Source organism: Nocardioides sp. Kera G14 (assembly GCF_020715565.1).
Taxonomy (GTDB): Bacteria; Actinomycetota; Actinomycetes; order Propionibacteriales; family Nocardioidaceae; genus Nocardioides.
Window position 1 is genome coordinate 2,670,457 of sequence record NZ_CP085839.1, and the last position, 19,387, is coordinate 2,689,843.

The following is a 19,387-nucleotide window of genomic DNA, read 5'->3' on the forward strand; positions in this document are numbered from 1 at the left end:
ATGCCGGGCGGCCGTGATCGGCCGCCCGGCACCGATGAGCGTCAGCTCAGATTCACTTCTTGACCTTCACGGCGGCGCTGGTCCTGGTGACCGGGGTCGCACCGGTGAGGGTGGCCGTCACGCGGACGGAGACTCGCTTGCCCTTGAGCTTCTTGGTGAGCTTGAGCTTGGCGGCCTTCGCGCCCTTGATGGCCTTGCCGTTGGAGAGCCACTGGTAGGAGAGCTTGGCGCCACGGGTCGCGGTCGCGGTGGCCGTGACCTTCTTGCCGACCTTCGCCTTGCCGGAGACCTTCACGGTGCCGAGGGCGACCTTGACGACCGTGTGCGTGCCCGTGCTCGTGCCGGTGCCGGTGCTGCTGGTCGGCGTCACGAGGAGCGGGTTGGCGATGTACATACTGGCCGGGGCGATGCCCGAGGCCGGCACGATGTCACCCGTGGTGGCCTTCGACACACCGCAGTAGGCGGCGGAGAGCGGGTAGAAGCCGTCAGCCTTGACGATCTCCTGAGCAGCCGCGCTGCAGAAGAAGCCCGTGGAGCCGAGCAGGGCGTTCGTCACGGCACCACCGGCGTAGGTGTCGGCGTTGGTCTTCGTCTGACCGTTCGCGGCGGCGGTCACACTCGAGTTGCGGGCGAAGAGCCACAGCGCGCGCTGCTTCTTGAAACCACCGAGGACGCGGATCTGCTGGCTCGGGTTGGTCTGGTTCCACAGGATCGCGCGACCGAGCGAGATCGGGACGACAGCGTTCTTGTCGAACGCCAGCGGCGCGCCGCTGTGCTCGGGAACGTCCAGCGTGCCGTTGTACTTGTTCGGCGCGCTGGTCATGACGCCGTTGCTGTCGGACACCGTGCCGGCGCCGCCGTTGGCGGTGTCGATCTTGTTGATCTGGCTGCCGAAGAACTTCGCCGTGCCGGAGCCCGACTTGGGCGTGAGCGGGTGCAGCGGGGCGGACCCACCACCGACCTGCGACCAGTTGGTGTCGGTGCCGTTGTAGATGGCAAGGACCTGCGCGTCGGTGAGCGACTGCGGGGCCGCCGTGTTCTTGGCCGACGTGGCGAGCACGACGGTGTCGAGCGCGAACGGGTACCCGGTCGCGTCGCTGCTCTTGCCGGCGGCGAGGTTGCCGCTGGTGTCAGGGGCCGACGACGAGCGGGCGTAGGAGATGACCGAACCACCGTTGGCGTCCGAGGCACCGAGGAGCTTGAGGCCACCGCCCGAGCCGTTCGGCGTGGTGATGCTGGCGCTGGTGGTGCCGTCGACGCCGTTCCAGCCGGTCAGCGGGGCGACCGCGGAGCCGTCGTTGGCGAGCGCGTTGTAGCTGAGGATGTTGTAGGACTTGTTGTTGACCGTGTTGGCCGTGGTGCCGCGGGCGTTCCAAGCGTCGGCCAGGTCGGCGACGACGTACTGGATCGTGTCCGAGCCGGCGAACACGATCGTGCCCGTGCCAGCGGTCGAGTTGTCCACGGGCGTCGAGCTGGCCGAAGCGCCCTGGTTGAGCGTCGTGTTGAGCGTGGTCGCCGCACCGGCCGGGGCCAGGACGCCGAAGGCCAGCGCAGACACAGCCGCGCAGGCTGCGCCCAACGTGGCGCGGTTGTTGCGAACAAACATCAGTTGCTCCCTGATCTCTCTTGTTTCCCGATGTGGATTCACATCAAGTTCGGAAGGAGGGCGACCACGTGGTCCGTGGTCACCCATGCCAGTGCGATCGCCACCGGGCAGGCGACGAGCCACACGAGCAGGACATGGAAGTGCCGGCGCGCCACGCAGATGCCGATCACGAGCGCGAGGAGAGCGGCCAGGCACAGGGCGAGGAGCGGCAGCACGCTCGTGTCGCGCGCCATCGCCAGGTCCACCGAGGCCGGGGCAGCCGTCGCGCCGGTGCCCGTCCCCTTGTCGGCCAGCGCGTCGACGTAGACGACGTCGCGCGGCGCCAGGGATGCGAGGAAGCCTGAGCCGGTTGCGGTGACGAGGGTCAACCGGCTCTGCGTCCCGGTCGGGGCAGAAGGCACCGGATCGCCGGCCCGCCGCACACCCAGGACGTGATAGGTGACCGAGCCCTCGGCGTTCTGCACCACGATCGGGTCACCGGGCCTGAGCTGTGTCAGCTCGCGGAACGGCGCTCCGAAGGTGCTGGCACGACCCATCACGACCGGCGAACCCTGTTGTCCGGGCATCGGGCTTCCCGGGAAGTGCCCGGGTCCGGCCATCAGGTCACGCGAGGACGTGCCCTGGACGACGACCTGCTGGGCGCCGAGCGCCGGAATGCTGAGGATCGCGACGGGCGCACCGCGCTCGACGGTATCCCCGTTGTAGTCCAGGGCACCGGTCGGAGCCGTCGCCTGGGCGAGCTCGCTGCGGTACTGCTCGTAGAGGAGGTTCTGGCTCCGCGTCTCGGAGAGCATCCCCAGGAACAGGAGCTGGAACACCAGCCACAGGCACAGGATCGTGACCACTGTCAGGGCCGAGGAGGAGATGTCGAGCATCTCCTCCGTCTCCCCGGCACGGATCTCACGTCGGGCGAACTTCGGGGCGGTCAGCTTCGGGCGCCGCTTCGGTGCCTCGCCCTTCGATCGCCGGCGCGGAATCATGGGCCGCTGGGTCTCTGCGACGGTCACGACAGCCTCCGGCCGAGCAGGAGGACCCGGAGGACGAGTGAGGCCAGCAGCGACACGATGGCGCCCACGAGCAGCAGCGGAACGGCGCCGCCGCTGATCTTCGACGAGACCAGCTGGGTCGTGACGACCGACGCGACAGCAGGGGCCTGGGCAGCGGGCGCAGCGGCCGCGGGGGCGGCAGCTGCCGGGGCCGCCGGGGCCGCTGCGGGCGGGACCACGGCCTGAGCCACGGCAACGCCAGTGACCGGCGTCGCGGCCGCCGCCACGTGGTCACCCGGCACGCCCTTCTGCTTCAGGATTGCTTTCGCCGCCGTGCGGGCAGCGGTGTAGAGCTTCTTCGTCGCGCCCGAGTTGAGGATCGGGACATAGCCCGACGGCAGCTCGCCGTTGCCGCGGCCCTGCTGCTGGCCCTCGGAGGTGGAGACCTGGATGAACTGGGCGACATGTCCTGCCGACGCCGCGTCCAGTCCACGTCCCTTGGCCGCGGTGTAGACGACCATGGTGCCGGGATAGGCGGACGTGCTCTTGCGCACCGCCGCTTGGCGGAACTCGAACGGCTTGTCGGCGAGCGGCTGCTTCATGACGCCCACCGCGGCCTCCATCCCGGCCGTGTCCGGGGCGATGAAGTGGCCGGACTTCGCCTCGAGGCCGGCCACCGTGAGTCCGTAGCGGGCGGCGTCACCGAGGCTCACGAGCCCCAGCTGGAGGCGGCGACCGATCCCCTGCTGCCCGACGCGACCCATGGTCCAGGTGTTGGAGGTCGAGTCGAGCGCGCAGATCGTGCTGACGTTCGGCCAGCTGAGCAGCATGGACTTGGCGATCAGCGCGAAGCTGCTCACCGGCGCCGCGATCTTCTGCATGTAGGGCGCGGGGTTGGCGTCGAGGCAGGCCTGACCGGTCTTGGTCGGGACCCACTGGTCCATCAACGGCCAGGTGTTCACCGGCAGTTTGAGGCCCTTGTAGTAGCTGTTGACGACCATGCCGCTGCTGTCCGCCTTGCCCTTGAGCCACGCCATCGCGTCCCGGTCGGAGGCGATGTACGACGTCAGCGCCTGGATCACGGCTGAGCTCGTCGACAGTGAGAGGAGTGTCGAGGCCGCCTCGTTGAAGGCCACCTTGTTCAGCCCCGGGTTCAACGCCTGGAACTCGGGATCAAGGTTCACCGACAGTGGGTTGTTCTCGAGGTCGAGGTGCCCCTTGGCATCCGTGTGGGCATGCTTCGTGAAGTTGGTGCCCGGGTACGACTCCGTCAACAGCTTCGCGAGGAGCCGGGCGTTGAGCTTGAGTGACGTGAGCTGACTGCCGTCGGGTCTGTCGATGTTGAAGGCGATGCCCCACCCGGTCAGGGCCGTGGGCGCGTAGGCGAGGCCGCTGTCGCCGTCGACGCGTCCTGCCGGCTGCGAGGCGACCGACTGGCCGTTGAGGACGAGCTGCGTGGCGGCGTCGTCCGGCATGGAGTTCGCCTGCCAGTTGAAGCGCTTCGGGTTCAGGCAGTACGCCGGCGCCCACTGGAGCGCGGCCTGGCTCAGCAGCTCCGACCCGTAGAACGGGACAGGGGTGCCCTGACCCTTCAACGAGCAGGTGTTGGGCGGCGGTGCGAAGGTCAGCGGGATGCTGAAGCGTCGGTCCCAGTTGGAGGGCGACCACCACAGCAGCGGCGAGAGCGCGTCGTCGACTGCGGAGTTGTCGGTGTTGAGCGACCCCGGCTCGAAGTTGCCCGTGCCGTTGCAGGGATCGATGGCGGAGGCGCAGTCGACACCCATCATGGGGATGACGACGACCGAGCACGCGACCGTCTCGGAGCACCCGAGGGCTTCGTTCTCGATCTTGGTCCGCACCTCGAACTCCGCAGAGCCCTTGCCGTCGGAGCCCGTGTACGCGTAGATCTCGTTGGTCGGCTCACCCGAGTTGTTCGAGGCGGACGGAGGCATCGTCTGGTCGTTGCACGCCTCGTACGTCTGCTCGTCCGCGTTGGCCGAGGTGGGGGCCGAGACATACGGCGTCACGTGCCAGGCGAACGTCTCCGAGAGGGGGCAGTCGTCGCCGAGGGTGGTCGGGTCGACGCCTGAGACGCTGGGCGTGGCGTCGGCGGGATCGGTCACCGGAGTCTCGCTCTTGGCGTCGAAGAGCCACGTGGCGTGCGAGGGGTCGGCACTCGAGGTCCGCTGGCTGTAGGTGCTGGTCCAGCAGGTGTTCGGTGACAGCTGCTGGGCTTCGGGCAGCGACGAGTCGTCGAGGCCCCGGCACTCCATGACGAGGACCGGGTACTCCTGGGTCACACCGTTGATGCCGTACGGGTTGAGCGCTCGGCCCCCCGTCGCGTGCGCGCCGGTCCATGCGATGTGGATGCGCTCCCGCGTCTGGAGGTTGACCGTCTTGTTGGCCGTCACCGTCACGGTGTTGGTGGCCGTGGTCGCCTCGCCGGCGGCGTCGAAGAACGACCGGGTCAGCGTCTTCGTCTGGCGGAAGGCCGACCCGTCGGAGCCGTTCGCAGCGGACGCCGTCCCGGGCAGGAGGACCAGCCCCGTGAGGACCGCGGCAAGGGCAGCGGCGAGAGCGGCCAGGCGACGGGCGATCCGGTCAGCGGCAGCGATCTGTGCGAGGCGCCTCACTGCAGTGTCCCCTTCTTGCTTCGTCGCCGCACGGCTGCGAAGACGCCCGGCGTCAGTACGACGGCCAGGAGCTCCACCAGCGAGAGGAACCCGAAGGCGTTGTCGTCACCGGAGCGGCGGGCCGGCAGCTCGATCGCGTTGGCCGTCGCGGTGAGGCCTGCAGAGGTGAGCTGCGTCGTACCGCCGTCCACGGGTGCGGCGGCCGTTCCACCGCCGACCACGGCGTCGGTACCGGTCGGCACTGCCGCGACCGTGGCTCCGCCTGCGGGCACCACTGCCGTGCTGCCGGCCTTGGTCGTCGTGCCGGGCGGAACGACAGCTGTGCCACAGGGGTCGGCTCCGGCCTTCTGGCACGCCAGCGGCTGCGGGGCGACGTCGGCCAGGTGGTTCGCCGCCAGGTTGCCCTTGACGAAGGTGGGGTTGTCGCAGGACGCGAGGTTGGTGCTCGGGTCGCTGATCTTCACGCCGCTGACGGCGCCGCCTTCGGCCTGGGGCCCGAGCTTCTGCACCTGCCCGAAGGCCGCCTTGACGAGGTTGAGCGGGAGGGGTGAGTACCCGTAGGGACCGGCCTTCGCCTGGCCCCCGCAGAGTGAGTACGTCAGGAAGTCCGCGAGGGTCTGCCGCTTCGCGGGCGTCATCTTCCGGTCGGTCGAGCTCGTCGGGATGATCATGTAGGAGTACGACGACACCGGGTACGCCCGCGGATCGTTGTAGGTGTAGACGCCGTCGAGGTTCTGGTTCAGGTAGGTGTTCGGCGCCAGACCGGAGGGGCTGCAGTTCCCGTTGGCGTCACAGCCGACGATCTTCGCCTTCGTCAACGCGACCGCGACGTTGTACTGGGTCGGCTGCACGTAGTAGCCGGCGGCGTTCTCGACGTACACGACCGGGAAGTGGGCGTTGAGCGGGTAGGAGTACTCGGCGTAACCGATCGTGCCGTTCCCGGAGGCCGACGAGACCGTGTTCATGATGCCGTCGTCACCCGACGCCGCGATCTGGCGACCCTTGCGGGGATAGAGCGACGTCAGCCCCGCCGCCCCGTTGTAGGCGCGCCACAGCGACGGGTACTGCTTGTCCATCCAGAGGGTGAACTGTGCCGTCGCGCCCGATCCGTCGGAGCGCACGACCGGTGTGATCGGCAACGAGGGAAGCGCGTGCCCGTTGTTGTCCTTCGTGATCGCGGGGTCGTTCCAGTTGGTGATCTTGTTGGTGAAGATCTTCGTCAGGGTCTGTCCGGAGAGGCGGAGGTTCTCGACCTTCTTTCCGCCGACCTTGATCTGGTACGTGAACGCGGTGCCACCGGCGACCACCGGGAGATAGGCGTACGGGCGGACCGACGAGTCCTGCTGGTGGGTCACCGGGTCGACGCCCTGGTACGGGATGTCGGAGTCACCGAAGTCGGTCACGTAGTTGGCGAAGTCCTTACGGCCCTGCGAGGAACCGTTGTTGTTGAACGTCGCCTGGAGGCCGGACTTGCTCACGTCGGCGATCCACTGCTCGACGATCGTGTACGCCCACGTGGAGCCGGATCCCTCGATGACGGCGTACTCGGCCATCGCCGGGCCGCTTCGAAGGGCCAGGACGAGAAAGATCACACTCGCCAGCAGAAGGCTGCCGGCGCGCTTGAAGGACAGGGGGCGCATCAGGGGGTTTCCTCGTCAGGTGCAGGCTGGTGGTGCGGCTTGGTCGGAGTGGGTCGGGCTGCCTTCATCAGGCGCCGGAGGAGCGACGGCTTCCCCGAGGGCGGGCGGGCCACGATGCGGGCCACGATGAAGAGGCCGAGCACGAGCACGAGCAGCACTGTCGAGGCGCCGAAAGCGCGCTGGATCTGGACATCGATGCCGCTACGGGCCGAGGCGAAGATGAAGATCGGCAACGAGTTCATGACGCCGGACGTCGGGTTCAGGTGGACGAAGGGTGCGTTCCCCGAAGTGATGAGCACGGGCGCGGTCTCCCCGATACCGCGCGCGATCGCGAGGATGAGCGCGGTCGCAAGACCTGGCCGGGCGGTCGGCAGGACGACGTTCCAGACCGTCGACCAGCGGCTGGCACCAAGGGCGAGCGACGCCTCCCGCAGGGTGCCGGGGACAACGCGGAGGACCACGTCGGAGGCGCGCGCGATGATCGGGAGCATCATCACCGAGAGGGCGAGGCTGGCGGCGAGCCCGGAGCGGGGGAAGCCGAACGCGATGATCCACACGGTGTAGATGAAGAGACCCGCGAGGATGTCGGGAAGGGCGGTCATCGCCTCGACGACAGTGCGGACGACGCGCGCGAAGCCACCGCCGACCTCGTTCATGAAGACCGCCGTGCCCACACCGAGCGGCAGGGCGATGACTGCGGCGAGGGCGAGCTCCTCGATCGACCCGATGATGGCGTGGATGATGCCGCCCTGGTCGAGCGGAGCCTTCGTGCCGGCACCGGTCATGTCGTCGGTGAAGAAGTTGAGGTGGATGAGGGCGCTCCAGCCCCGTGCGACCACATAGATGAGGACCGAGGCCAGGGAGACCAGGACGATCAGCGTGCCGGCGGAGACGAACCACTGAGCGACACGGTCCGCCACCCTGACGTTGTTGTTGGTCATCGCGGTGCCGACGACCAGGATCAACAGGTTGGTGACGCCGTACACGACGACGAACCAACCGAGACCGTGGATCGGGAGAAGACGATCGACGACGACCCACGCGAAGAGGAGCGCGGCGATGCGAGCGCCCCAGGTGAGGAAGCGCTCGTCGGCCGGAAGCTGGCCGAGGTTCGTCCGTGGAGCCGGATGCCCGTCCGCCTTGGCCGGAATGTGGGTGTGCGTCGTCGTGGTCGACGGGCTGAGGGTCGCAGTCATCAGTTATCCGCTCCTGAGCGGCTGCGGCTCACGACGATGGCGGCGAGGGTGTTGACGAGCAGGGTGATCACGAAGAGCGCGAAGCCGGCGGCGAGCAGCGCCGACAGCTGGATGCCGTTGGCCTCACCGAACTGGAGCGCGATGGTGGCCGCGACGGTGTCGCTCCCGATCTCGAGGATGCGGCCCTTGATCAGGAACTCCGGGCTGATGATCATGACCACGGCCATCGTTTCGCCGAGGGCGCGGCCCAGCGCGAGCATGGTGCCGCCGATGATGCCGCCGCGGCCGAACGGCAGGACGACGGCCCGGATCATGCCCCAGCGAGTCGAGCCCAGCGCGAGCGCGCCCTCCTTCTCGCCCTCGGGTGTCTGGCTGAAGACCTGGCGCATGATCGAACAGGCCATCGGGGTCGCCATCATCGAGACGACGACGCCGGCGATGAAGGCGCTGGCCTGGTAACGCGTCGCGTCGGGCACCGCCGCGTTCGGGTCTGCGCCCACGTGGAACGGCGGGAACCAACCGAAGTGCTTCTGCAGGAACAGCGCGAAGTGCGCGGCATGCGGCTGGATGAGGAAGAAACCCCAGAGGCCGTAGACGATCGACGGCACGGCGGCCATCAGGTCGACGGCGGCGACGAGAATGGAACGCAGCTTGGGCGGGGCGTATTCGGTGATGTAGAGCGCCATGGAGATGGCTAGCGGGAAGGCGATGACCATCGCGACCAGCGCCACCTCGAAGGTGCCGACGATGATCGCCGCGATACCGATGGTGTCGGCTTCCGGGTTCCATGCCTGGGTCGTGAAGAACTTGAACCCGTAGTGCCGCAGCGTCGGCAGCGACTGGTAGGCGAGGAAGATCCCGATGCCGCCCGTGACGACGAGGACCGAGGCGGCGACGACGCGAGAGACGTTGACGAAGACCGCGTCCGCACCAGACGGCCGACGGGAGATGCGGCGAGGCTCGGCGCCGGCAATGCTGGCGTCGGGCACAGGAAGAGAGGTCACCGTTGGCTTTCTTGATACAGCCCGAGATGGCGTGCAAACGGAGTGAGTTTCAAGAAAGCAGACGACCAGATCCGTCGCAGACGGTGGACGAGAGGTGAACAGCCCCCGCCCGTGGGATGACAAATCCTGAGCGGAGAGTATGAATCCGAGCGCCTCGGATCATGGCGGATTTCGGGCGCTGTTCACCCAGGTTCAGCGGCATGGACACCGCGCGGACAGCTCAGGAGTTGAAGCGTGACTGCGTCTTCTCGAGGCCTTCGGAGATGAGGCACTCGATGGCGTCGGCGGCCGTGTCCACCTGGAACGGAAGCACCTTCCGCTCGGCGGCCGAATAGTCCTTGAGGACGAAGTCCGCCACGTCCTGGCGGCCCGGGGGTCGGCCGATGCCGACGCGCACCCGGTAGAAGTCACCCGTGCCGAGGCTGCCTCGGATGGACTTGAGGCCGTTGTGGCCGTTGTCGCCGCCGCCGTACTTCACCCGCATCGTGTCGAAGTCGATGTCGAGCTCGTCGTGGATGACGATGAGGTGGTCAGGCGCGATCTTGTAGAACTGCGCGGTCGCCTTGACCGGGCCGCCGGTCTCGTTCATGAACGACTTCGGGCGGCAGAGAACGACACGAGGGCCGCCTATGGAGAGGCGGCCCTCGACGATGTCGGAGCGCCCGGCCTTGTGGGACCTCCAGGTCCCTCGCAGCCGGGTGGCCAGCTCGTCGTTGACGAGATAGCCGATGTTGTGACGATTCCCCGCGTACGTCGGCCCGGGGTTGCCCAGGCCGACGACGAGCCAGGCCTCGTCACTCATGGATCACTCGGCCTCGGTGGCCTCGGTGTCGGCGTCAGCGGCCTCGGCGGCCGCCTCGATCTCGGCGTCGGACTCCTCGTGGACGATGCCGACCTCGGCCTCAGCGGCCTCCAGCTCGGCCTCGACCTGGGCGGCGGTCGGCGCACCACCGACGTGGACGACGATGTGCTCGGCGTCGGTGACCAGCGTGACGCCGGCGGGCAGCGTGACCTCGGCGGCGGTGATCGTCGTGCCGGCCTGCAGGCCGTCGACGTTGACCTCGATGCCCTCGGGCAGGTGGGTGGCCTCGGCCTCGACGGAGATGGTGGCGGCCTCGAGGGTCGGCAGCGTGTCGGGGGCGGTGTCGCCGACAATGGTGACCGCGACGTCGGCGGTGACCTTCTCGCCGGCCTTCACGGCGACGAAGTCGACGTGCTCGATGAGGCGGCGGAGGCTGTCGACCTGGACCTGCTTGGTCAGGGCGAGCTGCGGCTTGCCGTCGATGACGAGCTCGAGGACGGCGGAGGTGCCGTGGTGGCGCAGCGCCATCATGGTCTCGTGACCCGGGAGGGTGATGTGGGTGGCCTCGGAGCCGTGGCCGTAAACGACGGCGGGGATCTTGTTCTCGCGGCGGATGCGGCGGGCGGCGCCCTTGCCGAACTCGGTGCGGGTCTCAGCGATGATCTGCTCGGTGGACATGTCGTACTCCTTGGGGAAGTCTCTGGGTCTGTCGGGATGTCAGCGCTCTGGCCGAGAGACGACAAACGCCGCGCTGGACTCGGCGCGGCGTGATGGACAGAGACCTGTCCAGCTGCCAGCCCAGTCGATCACGGAGTCAATCCTCCCTCGCCAAAGCGACTGAGAGAGTCTAGGCAGCCGGCGCCGCCCAGCGCCAATCCGCGCTGCCTGTGAAGGCGGTCGGCTCGGCAGCGCCTACCCCGATCACACAAATGCACGGTTACGCGCCGACCCGCAGGCCGACCGCCGGCGCGTAACCCCACAAATGTGCGGTTGGGCGGCGGGCTGTGGATGGACGCCGACGGTTCCGGCCGGAGTCGTCCACGCTTGCGCCCATGACTCGCCAGAAGCTCGTGACGACGAAGCCCTTCACGCGGACTGATGCGCTGAGAGCCGGGATCTCCACCACGGAGCTGAGGTCGTCGGCCTATCGATCCCTCCACCGGGGCATCTACATCGCTCACCAGATCCCCACCACGCCTCTGATCGCGGCCGCGGCGGCCCTTGCAGCGATCGGGAAACCGGGCTTCGCGAGCCACAGCACCGCGGCCCGCCTGTGGGGCCTCCCGATCCCCATGCTCCCCGACGAGCACGTGACTGTGGGCGCTCTGAAGCACCGTCGCCAACGGCCGGGCGTGCGCTGCCACCACACCAAGGGTCGGCCCCGCGTGAAGCTCAAGGACGGTGTCTACGTCTCGTCCCCGGAACAGACGTTCGTGGAGATGGCGACTCTCCTGCCCTTGGTCGACCTGGTCGTGGTCGGCGACCACATTGTGAAGAAGGGGCTGAGCACACTCGGCCGGTTGAGGGCCTACTGCCAGAAGGCGAAGGGGCCGGGGGCGACTGCCGCCCGTGCCGCGGCGACCTATGTGCGGAACGGCGTCGAGTCACCGATGGAGACGCGGACACGGATGCTGATCGTGCTCGCCGGGCTGCCCGAGCCGGAGGTCAACCAGGAACAGCTGGTGGCCGGCGTACGCCGCCGTTTCGACCTGTCATGGCGCGGGGTCAAGGTGATCGTCGAGTACGACGGTCGCCATCACATCGAGCGCGAGCAGCAGTGGGTCGCCGACCTGCGCCGCCGTGAGGAGATCGAGGCAGACGGCTGGACGATGCTCGTGCTGGTGTCGGCGGACATCTACGGCACACCTGCAGCCACCCTCGAGCGTGTCGCGACCGCTCTCGTCGCCGCTGGCCTGCTCCGGGACGGGCACACCGTCGCCAACACCTGGCGAGCGCACTTCAGCGAACGCGCGGCGGCGTGATACGGCTGCCGCACCGGCACCCCCACCGGCAACGGCAACGGTCACACAAATGCACGGTTACGCGCCGACCCGCAGGCCGACCGCCGGCGTGTAACCCCACAAATGTGCGGTCGGGGCGGGTGTGGCTTCGGGGCGGGCGCGGCGGCGGAGGAGGGGTGGCCGCGTGCCTCGCGGTCGGAGCGAGCGTCAGGCGTGGCCGTCGAACATGGAGGTGACCGAGCCGTCGTTGAAGACCTCGCGGATGGCGCGGGCGACGACGGGGCCGACGGAGAGGACGGTCAGCTTATCGAAGCGCTTGTCGTCGGGGATGGGCAGCGTGTTGGTGACAATCACCTCGACGGCCGGGCTGTTCTTGAGCCGGTCGACGGCGGGGTCGGAGAGGATGGCGTGGGTGGCGCAGATGATCACGCCGGCGGCGCCGTCCTTCATCAGGGCCTCGGCAGCCTTCACGATCGTGCCGCCGGTGTCGATCATGTCGTCGGTGAGGACACAGACCTTGCCCTTGATGTCGCCGACGACGCGGTTGGCGACGACCTCGTTGGCGACGTCGGTCCGGCGGGTCTTGTGGATGAAGGCCAGCGGTACGCCGCCGAGCCGGGCAGCCCACTTCTCCGCGACCTTGATCCGGCCGGCGTCCGGCGAGACGACGGCAAGGTCGCGATCGCCGTACTTCTCGCGGATGTAGTCGGTGAGGATCGGCAGCGCGAAGAGGTGGTCGACGGGGCCGTCGAAGAAGCCCTGGAGCTGGTCGGCGTGGAGGTCGACGGTGATGATGCGGTCCGCGCCGGCGATCTTGAACATGTCGGCGATGAGACGGGCCGAGATCGGCTCGCGACCGCGATGCTTCTTGTCCTGGCGGCTGTACCCCCAGAAGGGCATCACGACGGTGATCCGCTTGGCCGAGGCGCGCTTCAGCGCGTCGACCATGATCAGGTGCTCCATGATCCAGTTGTTGATCGGCGTCGTGTGGCTCTGCAGCACGAACGCGTCGCAGCCGCGGACCGACTCGTTGAAGCGGACGTAGGTCTCGCCGTTGGCGAAGTCGAACATCTGGCTCGGCACCAGCGGCGTGTCGAGCAGGTCCGCCACCTCAGACGCCAGCTCCGGGTGGGCCCGGCCACTGAAGACCATCAGGTGCTTCTCGGTGGTCTTCTTGACGTCAGTCACGGGGCGATCCTATCGATCCGAGGCGGCTTCGGCCGCATCGGCCTGTTTCGTTCCCGGACGCTTGGCGGACGCCCAACCTTCGATGACACGCAGCGGGCCGGCCGACACGGCGAGCGCTCCCGGCGGGACGTCCTCGCGCACGACCGTGCCGCCACCGGTGGAGGCGCCGTCGCCGATGGTGACGGGCGCTACAAACGTGTTGTTGGAGCCGGTCCGCGCGTGCCGGCCGACGACCGTGTGGTGCTTCTCGACGCCGTCGTAGTTGGCGAAGATCGTGCCCGCACCGATGTTCGTGCCCTCCCCGATCTCCGCGTCCCCGACGTAGCTCAGGTGCGGCACCTTGGCACCCTCACCGATCGTCGCGTTCTTGGTCTCGACGAAACCGCCGATCTTGCCGCGCGCACCGAGCACGGTGCCGGGACGCAGGTAGGTGAAGGGTCCGACCTCGGCTCCCGCGCCGATCACGGCCAGGTTGGCGTGCGTGCGGACCACCGACGCGCCCTCCCCCACCTCGGTGTCCTTCAGCGTGGAGTCCGGGCCGATGACCGCGTCGGCCTCCACCCGCGTGGCTCCCTGCAGCTGTACGCCGGGCAGCACCGTGACATCGGGGGCGAGCTCGACCTCCGCGTCGATCCAGGTCGTGAGCGGGTCGACGACCGTCACACCCTCCCGCATCCACCCGTCGACGATGCGCGTGTTCAGCGCCCGTCCGAGGGCGGCGAGCTGGGCGCGGTCGTTGGCGCCCTCGATCTCGGCGACGTCCTCGACCACCAGGGCACCGACCGTCAGACCGTCACCGACGGCCAGCGCCACCGCGTCGGTCAGGTAGAACTCACCCGAGGCGTTGTCGTTGCCGATCCGCCCGACCGCTGCCGCGAGGAACGACGCGGAGAAGGCATAAATCCCCGAGTTCACCTCGGTGATCCCGCGCTGCTCCTCCGAGGCGTCCTTCTCCTCGACGATGGCCGTCACGTCGCCTGCGACACCACGGACGATGCGGCCGTAGCCCCGAGGAGTCGTGACCACGCCGGTCAGGATCGTGACGGCGCGACCCGATGCCTCATGGTCGGCGACCAGCGAGGAGAGCGTCGAGGACTGGAGCAGCGGGGTGTCGCCGTACGCCACGAGCACGGTGCCGGTGTCGACGGGCGCAGCGGAGAGCGCGGCGGCGACGGCGTGGCCGGTGCCGAGCTGCTCCTCCTGGACGGCCAGCACGGCCTCCGGCAGCAGGGACGTCACGTGCGGGCCGACGAGCTCCCGCTGGTGCCCGACGACGGTGACGACACGGGCGGGCGAGAGTGCCCGGACCGCGGCGAGGACGTGGCCGATCATCGAGCGGCCTGCGACGGCATGGAGCACCTTGGGGGTCCGCGATTTCATCCGCGTCCCTCCCCCGGCGGCCAGGACGACGACGGTCAACTCGTTCTGGGATGTCACGCTTGGTGAGTCTAGGTGGCGGACCTCGCGCATGATCTCGGCGCTTCGGGCGACTATCACGCAGGTCAGTGGAAAGTGGCCGATGAAGGAGGGGTGAGCATGGAGGTGTCGCAGTTCGACCGCGCCCTCGCCCAGGCCCCGTCCGTCGCCGGAATGCGAGCCCTGCGTCTCTCGACCGGAGGATTCTTCTTCGCCGGCGGCATCCTGGGGATCTTCGCCGCCCTGACGATGGACGGAGACGGCGTCGCACGCGTCACGGTCACGGGCATCGGCCTGCTCGGCGCGATCAGCGGCCTCGGCATCCTCGCCCTCGGCCAGCACCTTCCCCGACAGGGTTACCACGCCGCCGTGATGCTCGGGACGCTGATGGTCAGCGCGGCCGTGATACTCGCCGACGGCCGCGAGACCTCGGTCGCCCTGTCGACCGTCTACCTGTTCGGCGTCATCGACGCGATCCTGCTCTTCACCCTGCGTGTGGCACTGATGCAGATCGCCCTCTCTGAGGTTGCCTGCGCCGCGAGCCTGGCGATCGTCGGCGTTCCCGTCGGCGACATCGTCGTCATCGCGGGCAGCTCGGTCGTCGTCGCCGTGTCCGTGGGCTGGCTGAGCCGTGCCGCGCAGGCCGCCGAGGAGGATCCACTCACGCTGCTGCTCAACCGCCGGGGCTTCGACCGCCGCCTGGAGGAGGAGCTCAGCTGCTTCCACCGCACCGGCTCGCACCTGTCGGTCGTCGTGCTCGACCTTGACCACTTCAAGACGATCAACGACGAGGGTGGCCACGACCGCGGCGACCGTGTCCTCGTCGAGTGTGCACGCGTCTGGGGACCCGTCGTGCCCGAGGGGTCCTCGCTGGCGCGGTACGGCGGCGACGAGTTCGCCCTCCTCCTTCCCGGTCTCCCGCTCGGCCCCGCAGCCGATCTCGCCGACGAGCTGCGCTCGCTGTCGCCGTACGGCGTCCGCATCTCCTCCGGCGTGGCCGCCGCCCAGCAGGGTGACTCTGGGTCGACCCTCGTCAACCGTGCCGACGTGGCCCTCTACGAGGCGAAGACCACCGGGCGTGACCGTACCGTCGCGCACGGCGACCCCGACCGCTCCGCGAGCGAGCTCGAACAGGCGATCGAGGACGGCCAGATGGTCCTCCATCTGCAGCCGGTCGTGCAGCTCTCGACGGACGAGGTGACGGGCTACGAGGCGCTGGTGCGGTGGAGGCACCCGACGAAGGGGCTGATCCCGCCACTGGACTTCGTGCCCGAGGCCGAACGGACCGGAGCGATCCACTCGCTCGGCGCCTGGGTGCTCGAGGAGGCCGCGCGACTGACGATGACCTGCGCCGGCCCGCGCCGCAGGATCGGCGTCAACGTCTCGGTGCACGAGCTGCGCACCGACTCCTACCTCGAGCGTGTCGCCGAGGTCCTCGGGCGCTGGCAGATGCCCGGCCGCCTCCTCGTCGTCGAGGTCACCGAGAGCGTCTTCGACCTCGACGACCCGCTGGTCCTCGAGAACCTGTGCGGCCTGCGGGAGCTGGGTGTCGGGATCGCGATCGACGACTTCGGCGCCGGTTACTCCTCGCTCGGCCGCCTCGAAGAGCTGCCGATCGACCTGATCAAGGTCGACGGCTCACTCATCGAGGCGATCCGGCCCGACACCTACGAGGCCCCGATCCTCGAGGCGATCGTGGCGATGGCGCGCAGCCTCGGGGTTCGAGTCCTCGCCGAGCGGGTGGAGACGGCGCACCAGGCCGCAGTCCTGAAAAGACTGGGCTACGACCTGGTGCAGGGCTACCTCTTCGGTCGCCCTCAGCCGCGTTAGTTCTTCTTCCAGGGACCGCTCTTCGTGCCCGGGACCTGGTTGCGGGTCCACCACTGCGCCGTGTACTTCACACCGTTGTAGAGCACGACGTCACCGGCGTCGAAGACCCGGCTGGGCGTCCAGATGGCGGTGCCGTCAGGTGCGGTGCGGATCTCCTCCCAGGGACCGTTCGGGTCGCCCGGCTTCTGGTTCTGCGTCCACCACTGGGCACGCCAGGTCGAGCCGGCGTAGGAGACCGTGTCACCGGTGTTGTAGACCTTGGTGGCGGTCCACGCCGGGATGAGCTCCGGCAGGTCGAGACCGACGATCTCCGGGTCGTGGTCGGAGGCGCGGAAGGGCGACTCGTCGAAGAGGTCGGAGACGCTGTAGTTATAGCGGCTGTACTCGAACGCCACCGACTCCTGGGCGTTGATCTCCCACACGTCGACGCCGGTCACCCAGGCGAGTGCCGCCGGGCTGGCGAAGACGTGGTCGAGGCTGCCGTCCATACCGTCGAAGGAGTACGTCGACTCCCCGTGGTTGAACGTGCCGTTGAGCTCGGTGTAGCCCGCGTCCTCGATGACCTGGATCGGGTCCTCCGCCGAGTAGGCGTTGAAGTCACCGGTGAAGAAGACCTTGTCGGTCCCGAGCGCCGTCTCCTGCGCCGACGCGAAGTCCAGGAGCGCATGCGCCTGGGCGATCCGGTCGGGGTTGGAGTTGCCCTGGCCAGTGCCGTCGTCGACACCGGAGCCCTTGGACTTGAAGTGGTTGACCACGACGAGGAACGCGTCGGAGTCGGCGGCGCCGGCCCGCTTGAAGCCCTGGGCGAGCGGCTCGCGGGCACTGGCGAACGCGTCGGAGCCGGTCAGCACGTGGGAGGTGCCGACGAGCGCGACGTCGGCCGGCTTGTAGATGAAGCCGGTGCGGATGACGTCCTGGTCGGCCACCGGCGGCAGGTCGGCCGCAGCGGGCGAGGGCGCGTAGGCCCAGACCTTCGAGCCGGCGGCGGTGTTGAGCGCGTCGACGAGGTAGGAGATCGCGGAATCGCGGTCCTTGCCGAAGTGCACCGAGTTCTCGAGCTCCTCGAGGCTGACGACACTGGCCCCGAGGGTGTTGATCGCGTTGACGATCTTCGCCTGCTGGCGGGCGAGGGACTCAGCGGTCGCCGCACCCCGCGGACCGAGACCGGCCGGCGACGGGCCGCCGGTGCAGGTGTTGTCGGCGATCCGGTTGCCCTCACGGTCGGTGTACCAGGTGCAGGAGCCACCGAGGTCGTTGACGAACTCCTCGCCCGTGGTCGGGAAGAAGTTGAGCACGTTGAATGTCGCGAGTCGGACGTCGCCGCCGACCGCAGCCGGGGCGAGGTTCTGGGCGCGGGTGTCCTCGAAGGTTGCGACCTCGTGGCCGTCGCCGGTCACCGGGGTGGTCGGCTCGAGGGTCCACTGCGTCGGGTCACCGGCGACGACGCCGCTGCTCTCCTTCTTGCGGATGTCGAGGATGACCGGCTGGTGGAACGTCACGGCCGAGCCGACGCGGACCGGGTTCTCCTTCGTCAGCCACGGCAGCGGCGTGTTCTTGCCGGTGGTGTTGGTGTAGAAGTCCGCGGCCGAGCCGTCGTCGAGCGCGATCGCGCGGGCCTTGTTGTCGGCGGTCACGGCGGCGACGGCGGCCGCGTCCTGCGCGTCGGCGACCTCGGTCGGCGTGACCAAGGCGTGGTCGCCGGAAGCGAGGCCGAGCGTGGCCGAGACATTGACGTCGTAGTTGTCGCTGACGGTGAACTCGAGTGCGGTCGGGTCGATCAGCTCACCCTCGTGCGCCTCCTTCTCGGCGTCGGTGTCGAGCTGGTCCCAGCTCGTCAGGGCCAGCGGGGTGACGGTGCCGAGACTGGGCAGCGCCGTGATGTTGTCGGCGACGGGGGTATTGACGCTGAGCTCGGTGAGGCCGTTGTACTCGCTCACCTTGCCGGTCAGCTGCACGGAGTCGCCGGCCTTGAGGCCGAGGGTGGCGAGCTGCGCCACGGCCTGCGACCCGTAGACGAAGACGGCGTCGGAGGAGTCCGGCGTCGTGTCGGCGCCCGGCGTCTGGAGGTAGAAGCCGCTGAGCGAGGCGGTGCCGGAGTAGACGGCCGTGATCACGCCGCTGGTGGTGACCGCCTTGCCGACGTACGGCGACGTGTCGGTCGTGCCCTCGAGCTGGGCGATCGTCACCGTGGTCGGCGCGGGCTCCGTGGGGGGCTCGGTCGGCGGGTCGGTGGGCGTGCCGCCGCCGGTCGTGCCGGAGTTCTCCGGCGTCGGTGCCGCGAGCGTGAAGTCGACGGCGTTGTTGTCGGTGTCGGCACCGGTCGCCGAGCGCTGCAGCGACTTGGTGGCGCTGGCCGCACCGGCGGGCGCGCCCTCGAAGCTGGCGGCGCCGCTGGCACCGACGAAGTCGACGATGCCGGCGGTGGCGGAGGTGTCGCTCGACGTCGCGATGACGGTCGTGCCCTGCTGGAGGGCGACCTGGCCGCCCGCCGCTGCCATCGAGAAGGGGCCGGTCTGGTCGGCGGTCGGCAGCGCGGCGCCGGTGGTGCCGGGCGTCATGCTCACCAGCCAGTGGCCGTGCGCCGGGACCGTGCCGGAGAGGGCGAACGGGGCACCGCCGGAGCTGCCGGCGGCGGAGCGGTAGTGGAGCGCCAGGCCGGAGAGGCTCAGCGGAGCGGCGGTCGGGTTGTAGAGCTCGACGAAGTCGGCGTTGTAGACCGCGCCGCTGTTGCCGCCGGCGCCGTAGACCTCGCTGATGACGAGCGCCTCACCGGCCGGGGAGGCTGTGGCAGGGATGAGGAACTGGGCGCCGGTGACGGCCAGGGCTGAGCATGCGGCGGCTGCGAGGCCGCGGCGTAGAGACACCACGAGAGACTCCCGAGAATGGTTGGGTGGGGTGAGGACCCGTGCACGCTAGCGACGCCCGGTCTCGCCAGACACCCGGCACGGTGAACGTTCGATAACGGTGCGGAGTCGAACCACCGTCACCGGCTTCGGCCATCTGCCCGGAGCCGGCCAGCCGTGCGGGGTGACTGACGCATCGGTCGGAACCGCTACCCACTGCGGCGGCAGGCCGGAGCGCGAGCAGCGGCGCGGAACCGACGAATCAGAGCGCACTGACGCATC

General features: G+C 69.0%; 13 protein-coding genes. 2 read left to right on the top strand and 11 right to left on the bottom strand.

The window, feature by feature from the left end; genetic code table 11:
- Positions 1-52: 52 nt before the first annotated feature.
- From LH076_RS13110 to LH076_RS13145, 8 genes are all read right to left on the bottom strand, one after another.
- On the bottom strand, positions 53-1,606 hold the full coding sequence (locus LH076_RS13110) for a substrate-binding domain-containing protein (protein ID WP_227781187.1): 1,554 nt from the start codon (positions 1,604-1,606) through the stop codon (positions 53-55).
- A gap of 38 nt (positions 1,607-1,644) precedes the next feature.
- The gene (locus LH076_RS13115) at positions 1,645-2,613 is read right to left on the bottom strand and encodes a class E sortase (protein ID WP_227781188.1); all 969 of its coding nucleotides are present in this window, start codon (positions 2,611-2,613) and stop codon (positions 1,645-1,647) included.
- Positions 2,610-5,225 (bottom strand): hypothetical protein, encoded by a 2,616-nt coding sequence (locus LH076_RS13120; RefSeq protein WP_227781189.1) that lies wholly within the window; start codon positions 5,223-5,225, stop codon positions 2,610-2,612. Before LH076_RS13120 ends, LH076_RS13115 begins: the two co-directional genes overlap by 4 nt.
- Positions 5,222-6,865: a substrate-binding domain-containing protein gene (locus LH076_RS13125; RefSeq protein ID WP_227781191.1), complete on the bottom strand. Its 1,644-nt coding sequence runs from the start codon at positions 6,863-6,865 to the stop codon at positions 5,222-5,224. Before LH076_RS13125 ends, LH076_RS13120 begins: the two co-directional genes overlap by 4 nt.
- Positions 6,865-8,061 (bottom strand): phosphate ABC transporter permease PstA, encoded by a 1,197-nt coding sequence (gene pstA / locus LH076_RS13130; protein WP_227781192.1) that lies wholly within the window; start codon positions 8,059-8,061, stop codon positions 6,865-6,867. Before pstA ends, LH076_RS13125 begins: the two co-directional genes overlap by 1 nt.
- Positions 8,061-9,065, bottom strand: coding sequence for a phosphate ABC transporter permease subunit PstC (gene pstC / locus LH076_RS13135; RefSeq protein WP_227781193.1), 1,005 nt, complete (start codon positions 9,063-9,065; stop codon positions 8,061-8,063). The genes pstA and pstC overlap by 1 nt, the downstream gene beginning before the upstream one ends.
- 220 nt (positions 9,066-9,285) lie before the next feature.
- Positions 9,286-9,867, bottom strand: coding sequence for an aminoacyl-tRNA hydrolase (pth, locus tag LH076_RS13140; protein WP_227781194.1), 582 nt, complete (start codon positions 9,865-9,867; stop codon positions 9,286-9,288).
- A gap of 3 nt (positions 9,868-9,870) precedes the next feature.
- Positions 9,871-10,545: a 50S ribosomal protein L25/general stress protein Ctc gene (locus LH076_RS13145; RefSeq protein WP_227781195.1), complete on the bottom strand. Its 675-nt coding sequence runs from the start codon at positions 10,543-10,545 to the stop codon at positions 9,871-9,873.
- 374 nt (positions 10,546-10,919) lie between these two features.
- Here LH076_RS13145 and LH076_RS13150 point away from each other — a divergent pair, with 374 nt between their 5' ends.
- Positions 10,920-11,849: a DUF559 domain-containing protein gene (locus LH076_RS13150; protein ID WP_227781196.1), complete on the top strand. Its 930-nt coding sequence runs from the start codon at positions 10,920-10,922 to the stop codon at positions 11,847-11,849.
- 186 nt (positions 11,850-12,035) lie between these two features.
- Here the strand turns inward: LH076_RS13150 and LH076_RS13155 are convergent, their stop codons facing one another.
- Together LH076_RS13155 and glmU are read right to left on the bottom strand one after the other, a co-directional pair.
- A complete protein-coding gene (locus tag LH076_RS13155; protein ID WP_227781197.1) occupies positions 12,036-13,016 on the bottom strand; it encodes a ribose-phosphate diphosphokinase in 981 nt (326 codons plus the stop codon).
- A 9-nt stretch (positions 13,017-13,025) separates the two neighbouring features.
- Positions 13,026-14,453 (bottom strand): bifunctional UDP-N-acetylglucosamine diphosphorylase/glucosamine-1-phosphate N-acetyltransferase GlmU, encoded by a 1,428-nt coding sequence (glmU, locus tag LH076_RS13160; protein WP_227781198.1) that lies wholly within the window; start codon positions 14,451-14,453, stop codon positions 13,026-13,028.
- 99 nt (positions 14,454-14,552) lie between these two features.
- On the opposite strand from glmU, the gene LH076_RS13165 reads away from it, so the two are divergent.
- Entirely contained in the window at positions 14,553-16,262 is a 1,710-nt protein-coding gene (locus tag LH076_RS13165; protein WP_227781199.1) for a putative bifunctional diguanylate cyclase/phosphodiesterase, read from the top strand.
- On the opposite strand, the gene LH076_RS13175 is transcribed toward LH076_RS13165, so the two are convergent.
- Positions 16,259-19,126 (bottom strand): ExeM/NucH family extracellular endonuclease, encoded by a 2,868-nt coding sequence (locus LH076_RS13175; protein ID WP_321573704.1) that lies wholly within the window; start codon positions 19,124-19,126, stop codon positions 16,259-16,261. The genes LH076_RS13165 and LH076_RS13175 overlap by 4 nt on opposite strands.
- Between the last annotated feature and the right edge of the window lie 261 nt (positions 19,127-19,387).

Bases quoted from the DNA above. Each gene is read 5' to 3' on its own strand.
- LH076_RS13110 (WP_227781187.1), bottom strand. From the start codon at position 1,606: ATGTTTGTTCGCAACAACCGCGCCACGTTGGGCGCAGCCTGCGCGGCT.
- LH076_RS13125 (WP_227781191.1), bottom strand. From the start codon at position 6,865: ATGCGCCCCCTGTCCTTCAAGCGCGCCGGCAGCCTTCTGCTGGCGAGT.
- pstA (WP_227781192.1), bottom strand. From the start codon at position 8,061: ATGACTGCGACCCTCAGCCCGTCGACCACGACGACGCACACCCACATT.
- LH076_RS13165 (WP_227781199.1), top strand. From the start codon at position 14,553: ATGGAGGTGTCGCAGTTCGACCGCGCCCTCGCCCAGGCCCCGTCCGTC.
- pth (WP_227781194.1), bottom strand. From the start codon at position 9,867: ATGAGTGACGAGGCCTGGCTCGTCGTCGGCCTGGGCAACCCCGGGCCG.
- LH076_RS13150 (WP_227781196.1), top strand. From the start codon at position 10,920: ATGACTCGCCAGAAGCTCGTGACGACGAAGCCCTTCACGCGGACTGAT.
- LH076_RS13145 (WP_227781195.1), bottom strand. From the start codon at position 10,545: ATGTCCACCGAGCAGATCATCGCTGAGACCCGCACCGAGTTCGGCAAG.